Here is a 15,459-nt window from a genome sequence, read left to right as displayed (position 1 = left end):
CACTTACTGTTCAAAACTGCGATGGTTGCTGCGTTACTTATCCGCCCGCTGGTGCGGCCTTTTATCGAATTCTTTCGCCGGGAGGCCGCTAGCGGTATTGTGTTACTTATCAGTGCGGTGCTAGCCCTAGTGCTGGCCAACACCGAGTGGGGCCCCGCCCGCTACTTCCCGGCGGTCTGGGACCAGCACTTGCGGCTGGCTATGGGCAGCTTTGTACTCGACCACACGCTGCTGCAATGGATAAACGACGGGCTGATGACTGTCTTTTTCCTCATCGTGGGCCTCGAAATCAAGCGGGAAGTGCTGGATGGCGAGCTATCGTCGCCGCGCCAGGCGGCGCTGCCCATTGCGGGCGCCCTAGGGGGTATGCTGGTTCCGGCCCTGCTCTTTGCGCTGTTCAACCACGGCACGCCCACGGCCGGGGGCTGGGGCATTCCGATGGCTACCGACATTGCGTTTGCCTTGGCCGTGCTGCAACTACTAGGGGCGCGGGTACCGCTGGGCCTCAAAGTGTTTCTTACCGCGCTCGCCATCGTGGATGACTTGGGCGCAGTGCTGGTTATCGCGGGTTTCTACACCAAGGAGCTGCATGTGCATTTCCTCTATCTGGCCCTAGGCACCTGGGGTATACTCTTAGTTTTCAATTGGCTACGCGTACGTAGCCTCTGGGCTTACCTCCCGCTGGGCCTGGTGCTGTGGTACTTCATGCTAGAGTCAGGCATTCATGCGACGCTAGCTGGGGTGCTGCTGGCAATAGCTATTCCGTTTCGTATCCCCTTTGCCCGCACCGAGCTGCTGCACCGCCTCGATGAGCGGCTAGCCCTACTGCGCGAGGAAACACAAGAGTCCGAAGCCGACCCGCGCGTCATCAGCGAAGAGCTCGAAGACCTGCACCAGCGCATTAGCTCGCCCGCACAGCGGCTAGAGCACCAGCTGCACTCGGTAGTGAGCTTTGGCATCATCCCGCTGTTTGCTTTTGCCAATACCAGTTTGGCTATTGAGCCAGCGGCGCTGCGGGGTCTGCTTTCGCCGCTGGGGCTGGGTATTGTGCTGGGTTTGACAGTTGGCAAGCCCCTAGGCATTGGAGCCTTGTCGTGGCTTACCGTGCGCCTGGGCTGGGCCGCGCTGCCGCCCGGCGTGGCCTGGAAGCACCTGTGGGCGGCGGGGGTGCTCGGCGGCATCGGGTTTACCATGTCCATCTTCGTTACGCTGCTCGCCCTAGGTGAGTCTTCGCTACCTACTCAGGTAGCCAAGCTAGCCATCCTGATGGCTTCGCTAGTGGCAGGTGGCGCGGGGTATTTGCTGCTACGCTACACCTCAACAGAGTCTCCCACGCAGACCTAGGCGCCCTTCACCAACAAGTTAGCTTACAGCTTGGCCCGGTCCCGGATTTCCTCGAATGTGCTTTCGCGCACCATTTTGCCCCACTCGTACACCGTCACCAGCTCATCTTGGGCACTTTCAAAATCAGCATCAGCGGAGGTGAGCGTGCGGTAGCCGTCGGCCGTTTTCACGAGCTTCAAGCGGCCTTTTTTGGACTGCTTGGTAGACTTCTGCGGGTTGCCTTCGGCGTCCAGCTCGGTGGGCGATTTTACCACGTCGCGGCTCTCACCATTTACTTCGGTATAGCTGGCTTTGAAGGCAAAATTGAAGGTGTCACGGTCGATGCCAGCTTGCAGCAGGCGGCCGCCCATACCTAGGACCAGGTTTTCGGCAGCGATGCCACGGGCAGCCAGCACCTCGTACATGTGCTTGATGGAGTCGTAGTTCACCCCATCGCCTTGGATAATGCGCACCTGCGGCGGTAGCACTTTGTAGCCCTTGCTACTTAACTCGTAGCCAAAGCATTCAAAGAGGATATCAAAGATGGCTTCGAGCGTTTTGATGATGTCGCCGCTATCGGGACGAATTACGAGCGTTCCTTGCCGGGCTAGCACCTCGTCTTTAAGCTCGGTGCCAATGTAGCGCACCGCCCGCAGGATGTTAAACGAGTCGCAGACGCAGGACACCGGCCCCGTGGGGTAGGTGCGCAGCACCCGCCGAATCACGTCAAACTCGCCAGCCTCACCGCCTTGCGTCATGATGCTGTGCTCGGTGGCCGGAATAGATTTGGCGTACACCTCCTGAGTGTTGTAGTAGCGGCGTATCATCTCGGCCGCCGTAGTGTTGTCCGAGCCCAGCCAGCTGATGAGGTGAGCCATGCCCCCAATTTGAGCCGACTCAACGCTCGACACGCCCCGAAAGCCAAAGTCATTGAGCTGAAAATCAAGCGTAGTGGAGTCCGACGTCAGGTCGAAATAGTGGCTCACCACCTTTTTCACTTCCCGCGACAGCGTAGCCACTGTGGTAGGATACCACACCTGCAACAGCAACGTTTCTAAGAAATTAGGCAGCCAGTAGTACCGGTCATCCACATTTTCAATGGTCATCAGCACGTTGCGGGTACCTACGACCGTACCCTCGGGCACCGCCCGAATACGCACTGGCGCCACGGCGTCGTACTCGTCGAGCCACTGCTGAAAGCGAGGTTTATCAAACACGTCGTCACGCCCGAAAACGCCCTTCAAGTGGTCGGCGGCGTAGTCCAGCTCTTCCTGCGTGAAGAGCGGTCCGCTCAGGTATTTTTTCAGCAAATACTGATACCCAGCTACCAGCGTGGCCTCAAACACGCCCCCGCGGTGCCCGCGCGACTCGAGGTAGGAGTAGATGCGCGTAGTGCCGGGCTCGTAAAACTTGGCGTGCGAATACTTGTAGGCATCCGACAGCAGCAAGATGTTGGGGCGTTGCGTTTGGGCCTGCTGCAAGTGAGCGAGTTGCGCTTGCAGCTGGGCAATGAGGGCCGACTGGTCGATGACGGGAGCGGTGAGCGTTTCCATGACGAATGACAGATTGATATTCAATGTTAAGTTAAAATTTGCGGTAGAGCTACTACCTGTGCCCTAGGTGCCTAGTGGCAGGGGGCGAGCTGAGAAAGCACTGTGCTGGCTCCCCTACCCTCCCAGGCCTGGATAAGCCCAGTGCGGATATCCGCCGAACTGCGCTGCTCTTGCCCAATGCGGCGGCGGATGTCGGTGGCACAGTGATGCGGACTGGTGAGGTCGGGCAGAAACGTGGTGGCAAACTGCCCGCCGTAGCGCTGGTAAGTGTCCAGAAAGCTGCCTCGGCCGCCGTAGAGCTGCACCGTGGCCGCTACCGGCCCTAGGTTGCTCTCAATCAAAGTATCGAGGTGGCGCACCCACTCAGCATCGCTGGGCTCGTCGGGCAGCGGCAGCACCCGAAAGGCCGGGTACTCTTCGGCAAACATGGCCTGCCGGTGCCCAAATGAGAGCGGGTTGCGCTGGTCGGGCTGCGGGGCCTCCCCTAGCACGACTAGCACCACATTATTCTCGTGGGCTACGTGGGCCAGCAGCGCCCGGTAGCCGGGGTGCAAGGCTAGGCGCGGCACCTGAAACCGGCCAATAACTACTCCTATGCGCGTTGCCATAAGCAAGGTGGCAGCCGTCTTACTAAGCTGCTTGAATGACTTAACGTATTTTTTACACAAAGGTGTCTATAAATTTTAAATCCGCAACATTTATTTTTCAACATATTGATTTACAGCTCAAAATAAAATCCTGACTTCACCATCTGCTCGTACTGGCCCTTATTGAAGCGAAATAGGCTGCCCGCACGGTGCGCCACGTTTTGCTGCTTCTCGCCCGTTTCTTCCACGATGCCGAAGGAGAGTATCTTCTTGCGAAAGTTGCGGCGGTCGAGCTCGCGGCCCAGTAGTGTTTCGTAGAGGCGCTGCAAGTCGGAGAACAGAAACTTATCGGGCAGCAGCTCGAAGCCCACGGGCTGGTACGTGACCTTGGCCCGCAGCCGCTGGTGCGCCACCCGAATGATATCGGCATGGTCAAAGGCCAGTTCGGGCAGGCTGTCAAAGCGAAACCACTTGGCCTCGGCACTGTCGGTGGTGGCCGAGAGCGTGAATTTTTCGGGTTTCACCAGCCCATAGTAAGCCACGCTAATAACGCGCCGCCTAGGGTCGCGCGCCACCGCCCCAAAGGTGTAGAGCTGCTCTAGGTACACATCGGCTACGCCAGCTTCTTCGAGCAGCTCGCGGGCCACGGCAGTGTCTAGGTCTTCTTCCTCCAGCACAAAGCCGCCAGGCAGCGCCCAGGCAATGGGCGCGTACTTACGCCGAATGAGCAGCAGGTGCAGCTGCTGCTCGGCGTATCCAAACAAAACAATATCGACGGCGACTCTCATCATGACCCGGCAAAAGTAGAAGCTGTATAGAGAGTGGCTGGCCAAGAGTGCCGCACATGCTGCGTAGCCAGCAGAGAGGAGGCCTCTCATCCCGCGCGGTACTTGGCGGCGTGCTACACGCCCAATGTTATTTCGTGACCTAGCCCGAAGGCACTATTGGTAGAGCGTGGGCACAAAAAAACCAGCCCTTGCGGACTGGTTTTATGGTTACCAAAAGGCCTGGGTGCTTTACATACCGCCCATCTTGGTCGAGTCGCCTTTCATGCCTTTGTGGTGCTTCATGCCCTTGTGGCCTTTCATATCGCCCGACATTTCGCCGTTCATGCGCTTGGCCATCTTGCCTTTGTAAGGCTTGGTAGTGGCTTTCATTTCGTTGCCTTCCTCATCCTTGCCTTTTACTTTCATTTTACCATCTTTGGCCGTCTTGGTCTTGGTTTTCATGCCATCGACGGTCGTTTTGGTTTTATCATCTTCCAAGCCGGTTTGGGCGAAAACGGAAGTGGTAGTAGCAGCAAAGAGAGCAGCGGCGAAGAGGAATTTGGTGTTCATGGCCAGAATAGCTAGAAAGGTGAGAAAGTAGTCTACGCCCGCCTATACGGTGGCAGCTTAGAAACGGCTACATGGTGCGGCACAATTTTTACCTCAACTCTAGACACTGCGTGCAACCAACTCTTGCTTTAACCTACTGCTAAACAAAATACAGCCTTTTACACTGCCCTGCTTCCAACGCGGCTTGTGAAGCTGCAGCGTGGGCCCGCCCGCTTCGGCGGTTTCGGCGCGAGTTGTTGCCTAAGCGCTACAAGCCTGCTGGCGGATAGGTGCGCCGCCACACGCGGTACCAGTTTTTGTTGGCGGGGTAGTGGCGGGTAGGCGCCAGCTTATTGATGACTACCGCTACCAGCAGCAGTAGCACCGCTCCCACCAACACGGGCACCACAACATACCAGTAACCCAACGCTTTGAGCTGGGGCGACCCGATAATGGCAATTAGCGCCGTAGCGCCGCCCGGCGGGTGCAGCGTTTTGGTGATTTGCATGCCTACGATGGCCAGCGACACAGCCAGCGCTGCTGCCAGCCACAGCGGTTGCGGCACTAGTAGGTGCACGGTCACCCCAATGAAGGCGCTCAGTACGTGCCCGCCCACTAGGTTGCGCGGCTGGGCCAAGGGGCTGTTAATCACACCATAAATCAAGACAGACGAGGCACCAAACGAGCCAATGAGCAGAGGCGCATCTACGGGGGCCAACCGGTACTGACTCAGCATACCTACCAAGCCTATGCCCAAAAAGGCACCTAGGAACGTCCAGCAGTGCTCTTTGTAATCAAATAGTGTTTCTTGGTAGACAATGACTTTAATCCGGCGCGTATGCCGCCGCAAGGGAGTTCGCATAAGCTAATTATTGCTGCTGGTTGAGTCTTGGGCTAGCACTCGGGCCTAGGACTGCCTGCACCTGAGGCACTGCTCGGCATGGTAGCTGGCCAGCTCAACCTAGGCAAGTACCAGCGCCTGCCAATGCTGAGATACGGGATTGTTTATAAAGCGAAACCCCGTTTCCAGTGCATAAACGCGGTTTTTAACGGTCGCGTTAGAAATTTATTTTTTCCTGCTCCTCTTACACCATTTCGACCAGTCCCGGTGGTTCTACAACTGGCCGGGCAACCGGTAAGTGAGCGAAGCTTGGAAGAACTGATGATACTCGTCGCTTGTGCTAGAAGGAATAAACGTGATGTTGTACATGTACTCCCGGTTCACTTGGCGCAGGCCTTGGTAGGCACGTAGGCTCAGGCCAAAACCAGCGGGCAATGTGGCCCCGAGCCCTAGGCAGAGGCCCGCGTCGAGGCGGTTGTAACGCTCCGTGGCTGCTTGGTCGATGGTAGAAGTAAATGTTCTGTCCACAGAATAGGTTTGGGTGGTGCCCTCGCCGTGGCCGCCAACTAGCAAGCCAAGCTGGGGACCGGCTTCGAAGTAGACCGGCCCAAACGCTACGCGGGCCAATACGGGTAGATAGAGGTAGGATAAACGCAGTTGGTAGTCACTCACAGACCCATAGGAAGGGTCGCTACCACTTGTCACAGTTGCGTGCTGGCGCTCGCGGCTGAATTGTAGTTCAGGCACGATTGAGAGGCGTTTGGTAAGGGGCACCTGGTAGTAAACCCCTAGGTGGTAACCGAACTGGCTGTTAGTATCCATGCTCGCCGCGCCTTTTCGTACATCAAACAGGCTCTTGGTGATATCCATCCACGTGCCTCCCACGCGCAGGCCAGCCTGGGCATAAACAGAGCCACTCAGCAGCAGACTGCCGGCGAGGAGAGTAAGAGCTTTCAGCATAAAGAAGTAGTAAGAAAAGGAGCGGTACGTGAAAGAGCCTGCTCAAAAAGGAAGGGTTGCATCACGCCTACGCGGCCCAGCACCGAGTGGCTTTACGCATGAATTCTTCGACCAGCTTCAGCTTATCCACGCCCATATAGTGATTGAAGGCTTCCTCGGTGCGGTGCCCAGTATCCTGTACCATGAGCCGGGCCGGCACGCCCTATTGCGGCGCTGGGTAGCAAGACGGACTAGTGTCTGGCATAATTTAGGCCTTGCGGCGACGAAGTAGGTAACGGGAAAGAAAATTACCTTTCCTACTTTCGTTTGCCAGACTCTCCTGCTCCTGCCATGCCGTATTTCGCTATGCTGCTAGCCATACATATTAGCCTCGTTACGAACAGTAAAATCAACTATGGCAGCCTGTTTATGTTCGTGATGATACTCTTGACTATCATCGCCATTGGCGGGCATTTAGGGCTCTCTGGTGGAGCTCTACTTAAGAGTACAAGTATCTGGCGCAGAATGGGTGGGTTGCTGCTCTTAGCAGCGGCAAGCGTATGCGTAGGCGGCCCACTATGGCTAGGCTACTGGGAGTTTACGCAACTCATTGACTTGGTGTAGGTGGCGTGGCCGCTTTACTAAAAAGAAAGCTGCAGCAGGTAGGCTGCCAAAACCAAAGACAGCAGCGTGGCCACGGCACCTGGTGTGGTCGCCATCAACAAGCCCACATCGGCGGTGGCCACCGGCTCAGGCGTGGCCACGAGCTTGCTTACTAGTGCCCCCTAGTGAGTTTTTGTATTTGTAGCCGTTGGCGGTGCAGTCGGCTGGGAGTTGCTGGCTTGCTACATAGTACCAGCTGCGTGGCTGCCCTGGCGGACTTAGTGCGAACCAAAATTGTACTGTGCGCCCACTAAGACATTGAGAAAAAGACGGTCATTAAAATCACGCGAATCACTTACAATAGCGCTCACTAAGCCGTTAGCCATTAGCTCTATTTTAGGAGAGATGGCATAACGTACCGCTGGTCCTAAGGTCAGGTTAACCCGGGTGTCAGAGCTAGTGTAGTCGAATGGAAAGTTTGGAACATCAGGGGCTGCCGAATAAGTAGTGCGCAAACGTGTGTGCACCAACGTTACGCCTCCTAAGGCGTCAAACTGAAGGCCTTCAGCAGAAGAGGAAAAAGTATAGCGTAGCAGTACTGGTATCGTCAAGAAGCTATAGCGAGAGTCTATTGTACGAATAAAGAAAGTCGGTACTGGACTAGTCGGGGTGGAGTAGAGATGGGTGTCGGAGTAGACATCCTTATCCCACTGATAGGCTGCGCTTGCTTGAACTGCCAAGCGGGGCGTGAATTGCCAGCCTGCAGTAAGGGAAGGGCCTACGCGACGTGGCCAAATCTTCGAACCAAAGGGCGCGTTAGTTAGCAGGTTAGCCCCTGCGCCTACATAAAAATGCGAGGTAGTTTGTGCTTGGCTAACCAGTGGCAGCAGGCTAACGAGTGAGCTAGCAAGCAATAAAGGGTGAAAGCGCATTTGAAAAGGATAGAGGCTTAGGTCTCGAAATAGAGCTTGACCAGTTTATGAAGGTTGCATTAACGCAGTCTTTTTCGTCCTACCCCTAAAGTACCGATTCTGTCTATTTGGGTACATGGCAGACTCCTAGGTCAAGTTTTGGCGCATTATCCACGAGAAGCTGGGCGCTTACGCCGAGCGGGCAGTACAGCTGCTGACCATCATCTAGGCTGGGCGGCTTGGTAGCAGCCGGGCCCGGGGAGATAGCTACAAACGCACCAGCAGGTACGCCCACCAGTGTGTACCTGCTGGTAGCGATGCTCGGGGCGGTCGACTGGGAATGGATTAGCCACCACGTACTACCTTCCAAGTGGTTGTCCTAGCGAACACGCACGCTTAGCTAACCTACCCAAAATTGTAGCGCGCCCCAACCTGTAGATTGTAGAATAAGCTATTTCTTAAGCCATAGGCGGAGCTTACTTCCAGGTTTATGGGGACTTCTGCCGTGAGTGCTACCTGAGGTGTGAGGCTGTAACGTAGCGCTGGCCCTAGTACCAAGCTGCTACGCAGATTTGAGTAACGGTTCGAGCTCTCGTATTGCGTCTGATCAGGGTACAAGGTCCTGCTAGTGCTACGACTCGTGTTAATGAGCAGAGAAATCCCTACGAGCGCGTCAACTTGCAAACGCTTGGCTGCCGCTGCTGGGGTGAGCGTATAACGTAGCAGGGCTGGAACGGTAATGAAATTTGAGTGGGACGTATTGGTGTAGACAGTTTGTCGCTGCTGCGCATCAGTAGTAATGAAGCTGGATGAGTAATTGCGCCACGTCACCGTTGTGCCTACCTGCACGGCCAGCCGAGGCTTCAACTGTAAGCCTGCTGTTAGCGAAGGGCCAAATATGCGGGAGCTACCCGAACCAAAACTATTCAACATCGAACCGCCCACTCCCACATAATAGCGGGGAGAATCAGGGGTAGTTTGAGCAGCGCTTACCAACGGCAAAATTCCAGCCAATAGGCTTGCCGAGAGGAGTTTGTAAAGAAACATTGTAGGGCAGAAAAAAGGATGAAAACAGTTGCGTAGCGTAGATACCTTGCCAAGGTAAGACGTTGCATCTACGATACATCTTTTCTCATACCCCTAGGGTGCCAATTCTGCCAATTTAGGAGCATAGCAGACTATCGAGCCGCGTTTCGGCGCACCATCAACGAAGAGCTAGGCGACTACGCCGAGCGGGCGGTGCAGCTGCTGGCTATTGCCATCCAAGCCAAGCCCTGCACGATTCGCTGCACGCATAGGTGGTGAAGGCCAGTGGCGTAGCTATCAACCAAACGGCCGCGCCGGTAGCCATGGAGGCGGCACGTCCACCGATGCCCGCAAGGTGAGCGCCCGCGGCGGCTCAGTGGCGGTCGGGCCGAGCGCGATGGCTGTAAGCAAACGAGCAGGTACGCCCTGGTGGGTGTACCTGCTCGTGGCAGTACTTGGCGCAGTCAGTTGGGAAATCGTTTCTAGTAGTGCGCCTTATATACGTCGTCTACTTAGTCAGCGCGCGTAAAGCGACTATTCCCCAAAGTTGTAGTGCACGCCGACTAATACGTTAGAGAACAGTCGGTCGTCAAAGCTATTATAATTACCATTCAAGCCAACGTTTACCAGCGTGTTAAGCACTAGCTCCACGCGGGGTACCAGTCTGTAACGCAAGGCTGGGCCCAGAACAAACGAGAAAGAATTATCCGAGGCGTTATAGGAGTCGCCATCAACAATTCGCCCTTGGTAGGTTAGGGAAGAGCTTGCGTGTGCGGTGCTATGCAGCCACATGAGACCACCAAGAACGTCCACGTGCAGGGGCTTGGCAGGGTCCGTAAGGGTAGCGCGCAGTAGCAAGGGAAATGTGAATAGTTTGCTGCGCGTTTCATAAGCAAAGGTCGCATCCGGAGTAGTGCCGCCCAGATAATAAACAGGATATGAATCACTGCTATTGCGCCATGTATAGGTGCCGCTTAGTTGTAAGGCTACACGCGGCGTGAATTGCATACCCACCGTGAGTGCTGGACCTGCTTCACTACGTGAATCAGTATGAAAGGGCTTGCCAGTTAATACTGTAGCCCCCGCACCTACATACAAACGACTGGTAGTGGATTGGGCGGCGCCTAATAGCGGTAAACTAGCTAAACCCGAGAAAAGTAAAATTTTACGCATTAAGAAAAAAGGATAAGTGAAGAAGCCGTAAAGTTAATTTGGCCTTCATGCGCTAAGAGCACGCAAGTCCCATAATTGGCTACCTTTTTCGTCCTACCCCTAGGATACAGATTCTGCCTATTTGGGCGCATAGCAGACTATAAAGCAGAACTTCGGCGCATCTTCGACGAAGAGTTGGGTGACTACGCCGAGCGGGTGGTGCAGCTACTGGCCGCCACCATCTAAGCCAAGGGGCTAGCACCCGCGGCGGCTCAGTGGCGGCCGGTGCTGGGCACAGTAGCTACAAACGCACCAGCAGGTACGCCTTAGTGGGTGTACCTGCTGGTACTGGAAGCTGCTTTATGCCACTTAAATGGCTGCCTTGATGAGAGAACCCCCTTTAGCGCCGCCCAAATGAATACTGCGCGCCGACCAGCACATTAAAAAAGAGGTGGTCGCTGAAGCGGTAGTACGAGTCGCTTACTATGGCACTCACTAAAGCGTTTGAAGTCAGTTCCACGTTGGGAGCTAGCGTATACCGTGCGGCAGGCCCTAGCGTCACACTCGCTCTAATAATAGAGTCGTCGAATTCGTAGGAATAGGGGGAGGCGACAGAAGTACTGGAAGCGCTATTGCGGTAATTGGCGCGTGTGAGCGTCACACCAGCTAGTGCATCTACATGGAAGCGCTCAGCGTCAGGCGCGAAGGTATACCGTAGTAGAACAGGGATAGACAAAAACTTAGCGCGGTAATCATATCTCTGAACTGCTGGGACTACCAACTTGGGGTCATAAATACTCTCGTAGCGAGATGTATGCTGCCAAAAATAAGCGACCCCTGTTTGTAGAGCTAGGTGAGAATTCAATTGTAGACCAGCCGTGAGTGCTGGACCATATAGCCCAGGAGCAGGCCCTCCTCTAGAAAGGGACGGCACATTGGTAAACAGATTAGCTCCCGCGCCTACATAAAAACGTGGAGCAGTTTGGGCGTGGCTAGTTAAAGAGAGGAGGCCCACCAGTAAGCCAGCGGTAACTAGAGTACGGGAAAACATAAGGTCACGTGAAAAGAAGATGAACGGCGGATAGAGTCAAGCGAAGTTGTCATCGTTGCATTGACTCCCCACATTTCGTTCTATCCCTAGGATGCAGATTCTACCTAATTAGGGACATGGCAGACTATCAAGCCGAATTTCGACGCATTATTGACAAGGAGTTGAGCGATTACGCCGAGCGAGTCGAGCAGGTCGGCCGCATCCATGACATGAAGAGGCTCAGCCGCGCTAAGAACCAAATCTGAAGGGTATGGCCATTGCCAAAGACTAGGTGGTGGAGTCCACCGATTCGGTGGAACAAGCCGTAGTGGCCCTGGTGAATGAGTTTACGGGCGGAATTGAGGAAGTGACCAAGAGCCTGGGTGGCTTACAGAAGCTATTCAAGGAGACCGCCAATGTGAGCCCGGCCGAGGCCATCACGAAAATCGGCGTGGTAGTCAACGCCCTAGGTGCCGAAGGGCAGGCTTCGGGCTGCTGGCGCTGTCGGTAACCAGCTACAATGCGGTCCAAATTGCCGCTCAGCTGAATACACTCAAAGGACTGGCCTTACAAAAGCTGGTGGCTATCGGGGTACTCACAGGAGTAGAGGCGGCACCTTTGGCGGCTCCCCTACCCCGTCAACACCAGCGACCGTCCAGGCCGACAATTAAGAACTGGTGCAACTGCTGCGCGAAACCCGTGATGCCATTCGGAAACTGCCTGGCCGGCAGTATGTCGGCTGGGACCAGGACGACACCGCTGCACTGGAGCAGCGCCTCAGGGAGCGCGAAGAAAACCGGGCGGCGGGGCAGGTTCGATAAAAACCGCCACATATATTGCTAAACTTAGCAATAAAAAAGGTCTCTACTATATCGCAGAGACCTTTTTAGTGGTCGCGTTAGGAATCGAACCTAAATCAAGAGCTTCGGAAACTCTCATACTATCCGTTGTACGACGCGACCGGGTTAGGACTGCAAAAGTAGCACGAAAAGCCGGGGTCGCCAAACCAGGGCTTATTTTATTCGTTAGACCATGCCGACGGGATAACCCTGAACGTCAAAAGTCAGTTTAGCCCTGCATACACCGTATTCTTCTTTTACCTCATGGAATCTACTAAGAAAACACTTTACACGGCCGACGCTACGGCCATTGGCGGCCGCAGCGGCCACGTGCGCTCGGCCACGGGTATCATCGACCTTGATATGTCGGTGCCCGAAGGCCTAGGTGGCAAAAAAGGCGCTACTAACCCCGAAGAGTTATTTGCCGCTGGCTACTCATCGTGCTTCCAGCAGGCGCTGCTCGTGATTGCGCAGCGCGCCGGCGACAAGCTCGACCCCCAGACTGAAGTAAAATGCTCGGTATCGCTGTTCCAAGAAGGTGAAGGCTATGGCCTGTCGGCCATTCTGGACGTGGACCTGAAGGCTTTCGACCGCGAAAAAACCATTGACATGGTGCGCCAGGCCCATAAGATTTGCCCGTACTCAGTTGGCACCCGTGGCAACATGGAAGTAGAGCTAAAAGTACAGGGCGAGGCTATTCCGGTAGCTCCCGAAGAAAATGCTGGCGTAGCCGAAAAAGGCGACGCTGTATCGGCCTAGGTACTTTACAAGCCTCTTTTAACACGTGAGGCAATGATAAAAAGAAAGCCCGCCTGAATCATCAGACGGGCTTTCTTTTTTGGCTTCTAGGTTAACCTAGGCGGCCAGTACTTCTTTCACGCGCTCGGCAGCGTCTTTCAGCAGGGTAGCCGATTTTACTTGCAGGCCGCTCTCGTCAATGATGCGGGCGCCTTCTTCAGCGTTGGTGCCTTGCAGGCGCACGATGATGGGCACGCGGATATCACCGATTTTCTTGTAGGCCTCTACTACACCATTGGCTACGCGGTCGCAACGCACGATGCCGCCGAAGATGTTGATAAGGATGGCCTTCACATTCGGGTCCTTCAGGATGATGCGGAAGCCAGCTTCTACGGTCTGGGCGTTGGCTCCACCCCCTACGTCGAGGAAGTTGGCAGGCTCGCCGCCCGAAAGCTTGATGATGTCCATGGTAGCCATAGCTAGGCCGGCACCGTTTACCATGCAGCCCACGTTGCCGTCGAGCTTTACATAGTTCAGGTTCGACTCCGAAGCTTCTACTTCCAGCGGGTCTTCTTCGTTGAGGTCACGCAGGGCTACGAAGTCCTTGTGACGGTACAGGGCGTTGTCGTCCAGGGTCACCTTGGCGTCAACGGCCAGGATTTTGTTGTCCGACGTTTTCAGCACGGGGTTAATCTCGAACATGGCCGAGTCGGTTTCGTCGTAGGCCTTATACAGGGCCGTTACGAACTTCACCATTTCCTTAAACGCCTCGCCCGACAGACCTAGGCCGAAGGCGATTTTGCGGGCCTGGAAGCCTTGCAAACCCACGGCGGGGTCCACAAACTCTTTCAGGATTTTGTCAGGATGTGCCTCAGCTACTTCCTCGATGTCCATACCACCCTCGGTGGTGTAGATGATAACGTTTTTACCCGAGGTGCGGTCGAGCAGCACACTCATGTAGAATTCTTGCGTGGGGCTTTCGCCGGGGTAATACACGTCTTGGGCTACCAGCACCTTATGCACCTTGCGGCCTTCGGCGCCAGTTTGCTTGGTCACGAGCTGCATGCCGATAATCTGGCCAGCAATGTCTTTCACCTGCTCCAGGTTTTTGGCGAGCTTCACCCCGCCGCCTTTGCCCCGGCCACCCGCGTGAATCTGGGCCTTGATAACGTACCAGCTAGTGCCGGTTTGCTCGGTGAGCTTTTTGGCGGCTTCTACGGCTTCTTCGGCCGTGTCGGCAGTGATGCCTTCCTGGACGCGCACGCCGTATTTCTTCAGGATTTCCTTGCCTTGATACTCGTGAATATTCATCTGAGAGGGAGGTGGGGTACTAAACTTAGGCGCGAAGGTAGTGCCCGGGGGCTAACCCCCGTCTGCTTTCGGCGTAGCTTTGCTTAGTTTCAAGCTTAATTTCTATCCCTACCTTGCTCCAGGCTATCAATATTCGAAAAAGCTACAACTCGCTGGAAGTGCTCAAAGGCATCGACCTCACCATCGAGCGGTCGGAGATAGTGAGCATCGTGGGCTCGAGCGGCGCGGGCAAAAGCACGCTCCTGCAAATCATGGGCACGCTCGACAACCCCGACTCGGGCGAGGTCATGTTCGATGGCGAGTCGGTGAGCAGCCTAGGGCGCAATGCGCTGGCCAAGTTTCGCAATCGGCACATCGGGTTTGTGTTCCAGTTTCATAATCTGCTGCCTGAGTTTACGGCCCTCGAAAACGTGTGCTTGCCCGCCTTCCTAGCCGACCGCTCGGAGAAGGAAGTGCGTGTGCGCGCCCGGGAACTCCTAGGTTTGCTCAACCTCGACCACCGCGTAGACCACAAGCCCAGCGAGATGAGTGGCGGCGAGCAGCAACGTGTGTCGGTGGCCCGCGCACTCATCAACTCGCCCGAAATCATCTTTGCCGACGAGCCTAGCGGCAACCTCGACTCGCGCAACGCTCAAGAGCTGCACGAGCTATTCTTCTGGCTACGCAAGGAGTTTGGCCAGACGTTCGTGATTGTAACCCACAACGATACACTGGCTCAGATGGCTGACCGCACTATTATCATGCGCGACGGCCACATTCTGGAAGAGGCGCGGGCTAACCGCATTGCGTAGCAGCCCGCTTGGGCGACCTAGGCGGGCGTACCGACAGGGGGCTGCGCCAAGTAGTTGCCTTTAATCTTGGTACGGTGCTTTAGGCCGAACTCCACCAGGGCGTTGATGACAGGCTGGGTTTCGATGGCGTGCGGGGTCAGGGCATATGACACCGTCACGGGCTTCGTGTTATTTACCGTGCGGGTAATCAGCAGATTCTCTTCTAGCTCCTGCAATTCCTTAGATAGCACCTTGGGCGTAATGCCCGTCGAGGTTTCCTGTAAGTCTTTGAACCGCATAGTGCCATAGTTGTACAAGTTGAGCAGGATGCAAAACTTCCATTTGCCGCTCAGCAGCTCGATGGCGTCTTTCATGGCCCGCATTCGCTCGTTGTAAAGTGCTGGGTCTTGTTCACAGGTCGCCAGTGATATCGTTTCAACAGCCGCCATAAATAGTCACTTTCCTAAGGGTAACGAATAGCAAATGTAAAGTAGCTACCCAAGAATTTTGCCTCATACTC

The 15,459-nt window shown here is 55.3% G+C and carries 17 protein-coding genes and 1 tRNA gene; 5 read left to right on the top strand and 13 right to left on the bottom strand.

From position 1 onward, the window contains the following. Nucleotides 1-21: 21 nt before the first annotated feature. Nucleotides 22-1,344, top strand: coding sequence for a Na+/H+ antiporter NhaA (nhaA, locus tag FNT36_RS20660; RefSeq protein WP_144851621.1), 1,323 nt, complete (start codon nucleotides 22-24; stop codon nucleotides 1,342-1,344). Between the two features lie 23 nt (nucleotides 1,345-1,367). Here the strand turns inward: nhaA and FNT36_RS20655 are convergent, their stop codons facing one another. From FNT36_RS20655 to FNT36_RS20615, 10 genes are all read right to left on the bottom strand, one after another. Beyond that, nucleotides 1,368-2,876: a nicotinate phosphoribosyltransferase gene (locus FNT36_RS20655; RefSeq protein ID WP_144851619.1), complete on the bottom strand. Its 1,509-nt coding sequence runs from the start codon at nucleotides 2,874-2,876 to the stop codon at nucleotides 1,368-1,370. Between the two features lie 71 nt (nucleotides 2,877-2,947). Beyond that, a complete protein-coding gene (locus tag FNT36_RS20650) occupies nucleotides 2,948-3,484 on the bottom strand; it encodes a nucleotidyl transferase family protein (protein WP_144851616.1) in 537 nt (178 codons plus the stop codon). A gap of 110 nt (nucleotides 3,485-3,594) precedes the next feature. Next, nucleotides 3,595-4,254 carry an NUDIX hydrolase gene (locus FNT36_RS20645; RefSeq protein WP_144851614.1) on the bottom strand — a complete coding sequence of 220 codons (660 nt, stop codon included), beginning with the start codon at nucleotides 4,252-4,254 and terminating at the stop codon, nucleotides 3,595-3,597. Between the two features lie 225 nt (nucleotides 4,255-4,479). Beyond that, nucleotides 4,480-4,800, bottom strand: coding sequence for a hypothetical protein (locus tag FNT36_RS20640; RefSeq protein WP_144851612.1), 321 nt, complete (start codon nucleotides 4,798-4,800; stop codon nucleotides 4,480-4,482). 247 nt (nucleotides 4,801-5,047) lie between these two features. Then, nucleotides 5,048-5,641 (bottom strand): HPP family protein, encoded by a 594-nt coding sequence (locus FNT36_RS20635; RefSeq protein WP_144851610.1) that lies wholly within the window; start codon nucleotides 5,639-5,641, stop codon nucleotides 5,048-5,050. A 252-nt stretch (nucleotides 5,642-5,893) separates the two neighbouring features. Continuing rightward, nucleotides 5,894-6,580: a porin family protein gene (locus tag FNT36_RS20630; RefSeq protein WP_144851608.1), complete on the bottom strand. Its 687-nt coding sequence runs from the start codon at nucleotides 6,578-6,580 to the stop codon at nucleotides 5,894-5,896. Between the two features lie 620 nt (nucleotides 6,581-7,200). Beyond that, entirely contained in the window at nucleotides 7,201-7,323 is a 123-nt protein-coding gene (locus tag FNT36_RS25855) for a hypothetical protein (RefSeq protein ID WP_262712183.1), read from the bottom strand. Nucleotides 7,324-7,440: 117 nt separating this feature from the next. Then, on the bottom strand, nucleotides 7,441-8,094 hold the full coding sequence (locus FNT36_RS20625; RefSeq protein WP_144851606.1) for an outer membrane beta-barrel protein: 654 nt from the start codon (nucleotides 8,092-8,094) through the stop codon (nucleotides 7,441-7,443). Between the two features lie 384 nt (nucleotides 8,095-8,478). Then, the gene (locus FNT36_RS26020; protein WP_144851604.1) at nucleotides 8,479-9,120 is read right to left on the bottom strand and encodes an outer membrane beta-barrel protein; all 642 of its coding nucleotides are present in this window, start codon (nucleotides 9,118-9,120) and stop codon (nucleotides 8,479-8,481) included. A gap of 513 nt (nucleotides 9,121-9,633) precedes the next feature. Then, nucleotides 9,634-10,272, bottom strand: a complete 639-nt coding sequence (locus FNT36_RS20615) for an outer membrane beta-barrel protein (protein ID WP_144851602.1) — start codon at nucleotides 10,270-10,272, stop codon at nucleotides 9,634-9,636. A gap of 75 nt (nucleotides 10,273-10,347) precedes the next feature. Here FNT36_RS20615 and FNT36_RS25690 point away from each other — a divergent pair, with 75 nt between their 5' ends. Both FNT36_RS25690 and FNT36_RS20605 read left to right on the top strand, forming a co-directional pair. Then, nucleotides 10,348-10,497 (top strand): hypothetical protein, encoded by a 150-nt coding sequence (locus FNT36_RS25690; RefSeq protein WP_233636109.1) that lies wholly within the window; start codon nucleotides 10,348-10,350, stop codon nucleotides 10,495-10,497. A gap of 1,079 nt (nucleotides 10,498-11,576) precedes the next feature. Then, the gene (locus FNT36_RS20605; RefSeq protein WP_144851598.1) at nucleotides 11,577-11,792 is read left to right on the top strand and encodes a hypothetical protein; all 216 of its coding nucleotides are present in this window, start codon (nucleotides 11,577-11,579) and stop codon (nucleotides 11,790-11,792) included. Between the two features lie 379 nt (nucleotides 11,793-12,171). Here FNT36_RS20605 and FNT36_RS25685 read toward each other — a convergent pair. Continuing rightward, nucleotides 12,172-12,243: transfer RNA gene (locus FNT36_RS25685), tRNA-Arg, on the bottom strand. Nucleotides 12,244-12,384: 141 nt separating this feature from the next. Here FNT36_RS25685 and FNT36_RS20600 point away from each other — a divergent pair. Next, entirely contained in the window at nucleotides 12,385-12,879 is a 495-nt protein-coding gene (locus FNT36_RS20600; protein WP_144851596.1) for an organic hydroperoxide resistance protein, read from the top strand. 96 nt (nucleotides 12,880-12,975) lie between these two features. Here the strand turns inward: FNT36_RS20600 and sucC are convergent, their stop codons facing one another. Beyond that, complete coding sequence (gene sucC / locus FNT36_RS20595) at nucleotides 12,976-14,169, bottom strand: ADP-forming succinate--CoA ligase subunit beta (RefSeq protein ID WP_144851594.1); 1,194 nt, start codon at nucleotides 14,167-14,169, stop codon at nucleotides 12,976-12,978. A 113-nt stretch (nucleotides 14,170-14,282) separates the two neighbouring features. Here sucC and FNT36_RS20590 point away from each other — a divergent pair, with 113 nt between their 5' ends. Continuing rightward, nucleotides 14,283-14,960, top strand: coding sequence for an ABC transporter ATP-binding protein (locus tag FNT36_RS20590; RefSeq protein ID WP_144851592.1), 678 nt, complete (start codon nucleotides 14,283-14,285; stop codon nucleotides 14,958-14,960). Nucleotides 14,961-14,977: 17 nt separating this feature from the next. Here FNT36_RS20590 and FNT36_RS20585 read toward each other — a convergent pair whose 3' ends face one another. Further along, nucleotides 14,978-15,388, bottom strand: coding sequence for a winged helix-turn-helix transcriptional regulator (locus FNT36_RS20585; RefSeq protein WP_144851591.1), 411 nt, complete (start codon nucleotides 15,386-15,388; stop codon nucleotides 14,978-14,980). Nucleotides 15,389-15,459: the final 71 nt, after the last annotated feature.

Source organism: Hymenobacter setariae (assembly GCF_007713685.1).
GTDB lineage: Bacteria > Bacteroidota > Bacteroidia > Cytophagales > Hymenobacteraceae > Hymenobacter > Hymenobacter setariae.
Note: the sequence above shows the minus strand (reverse complement) of the source record. Positions and strands in the feature narration are given on the sequence as shown.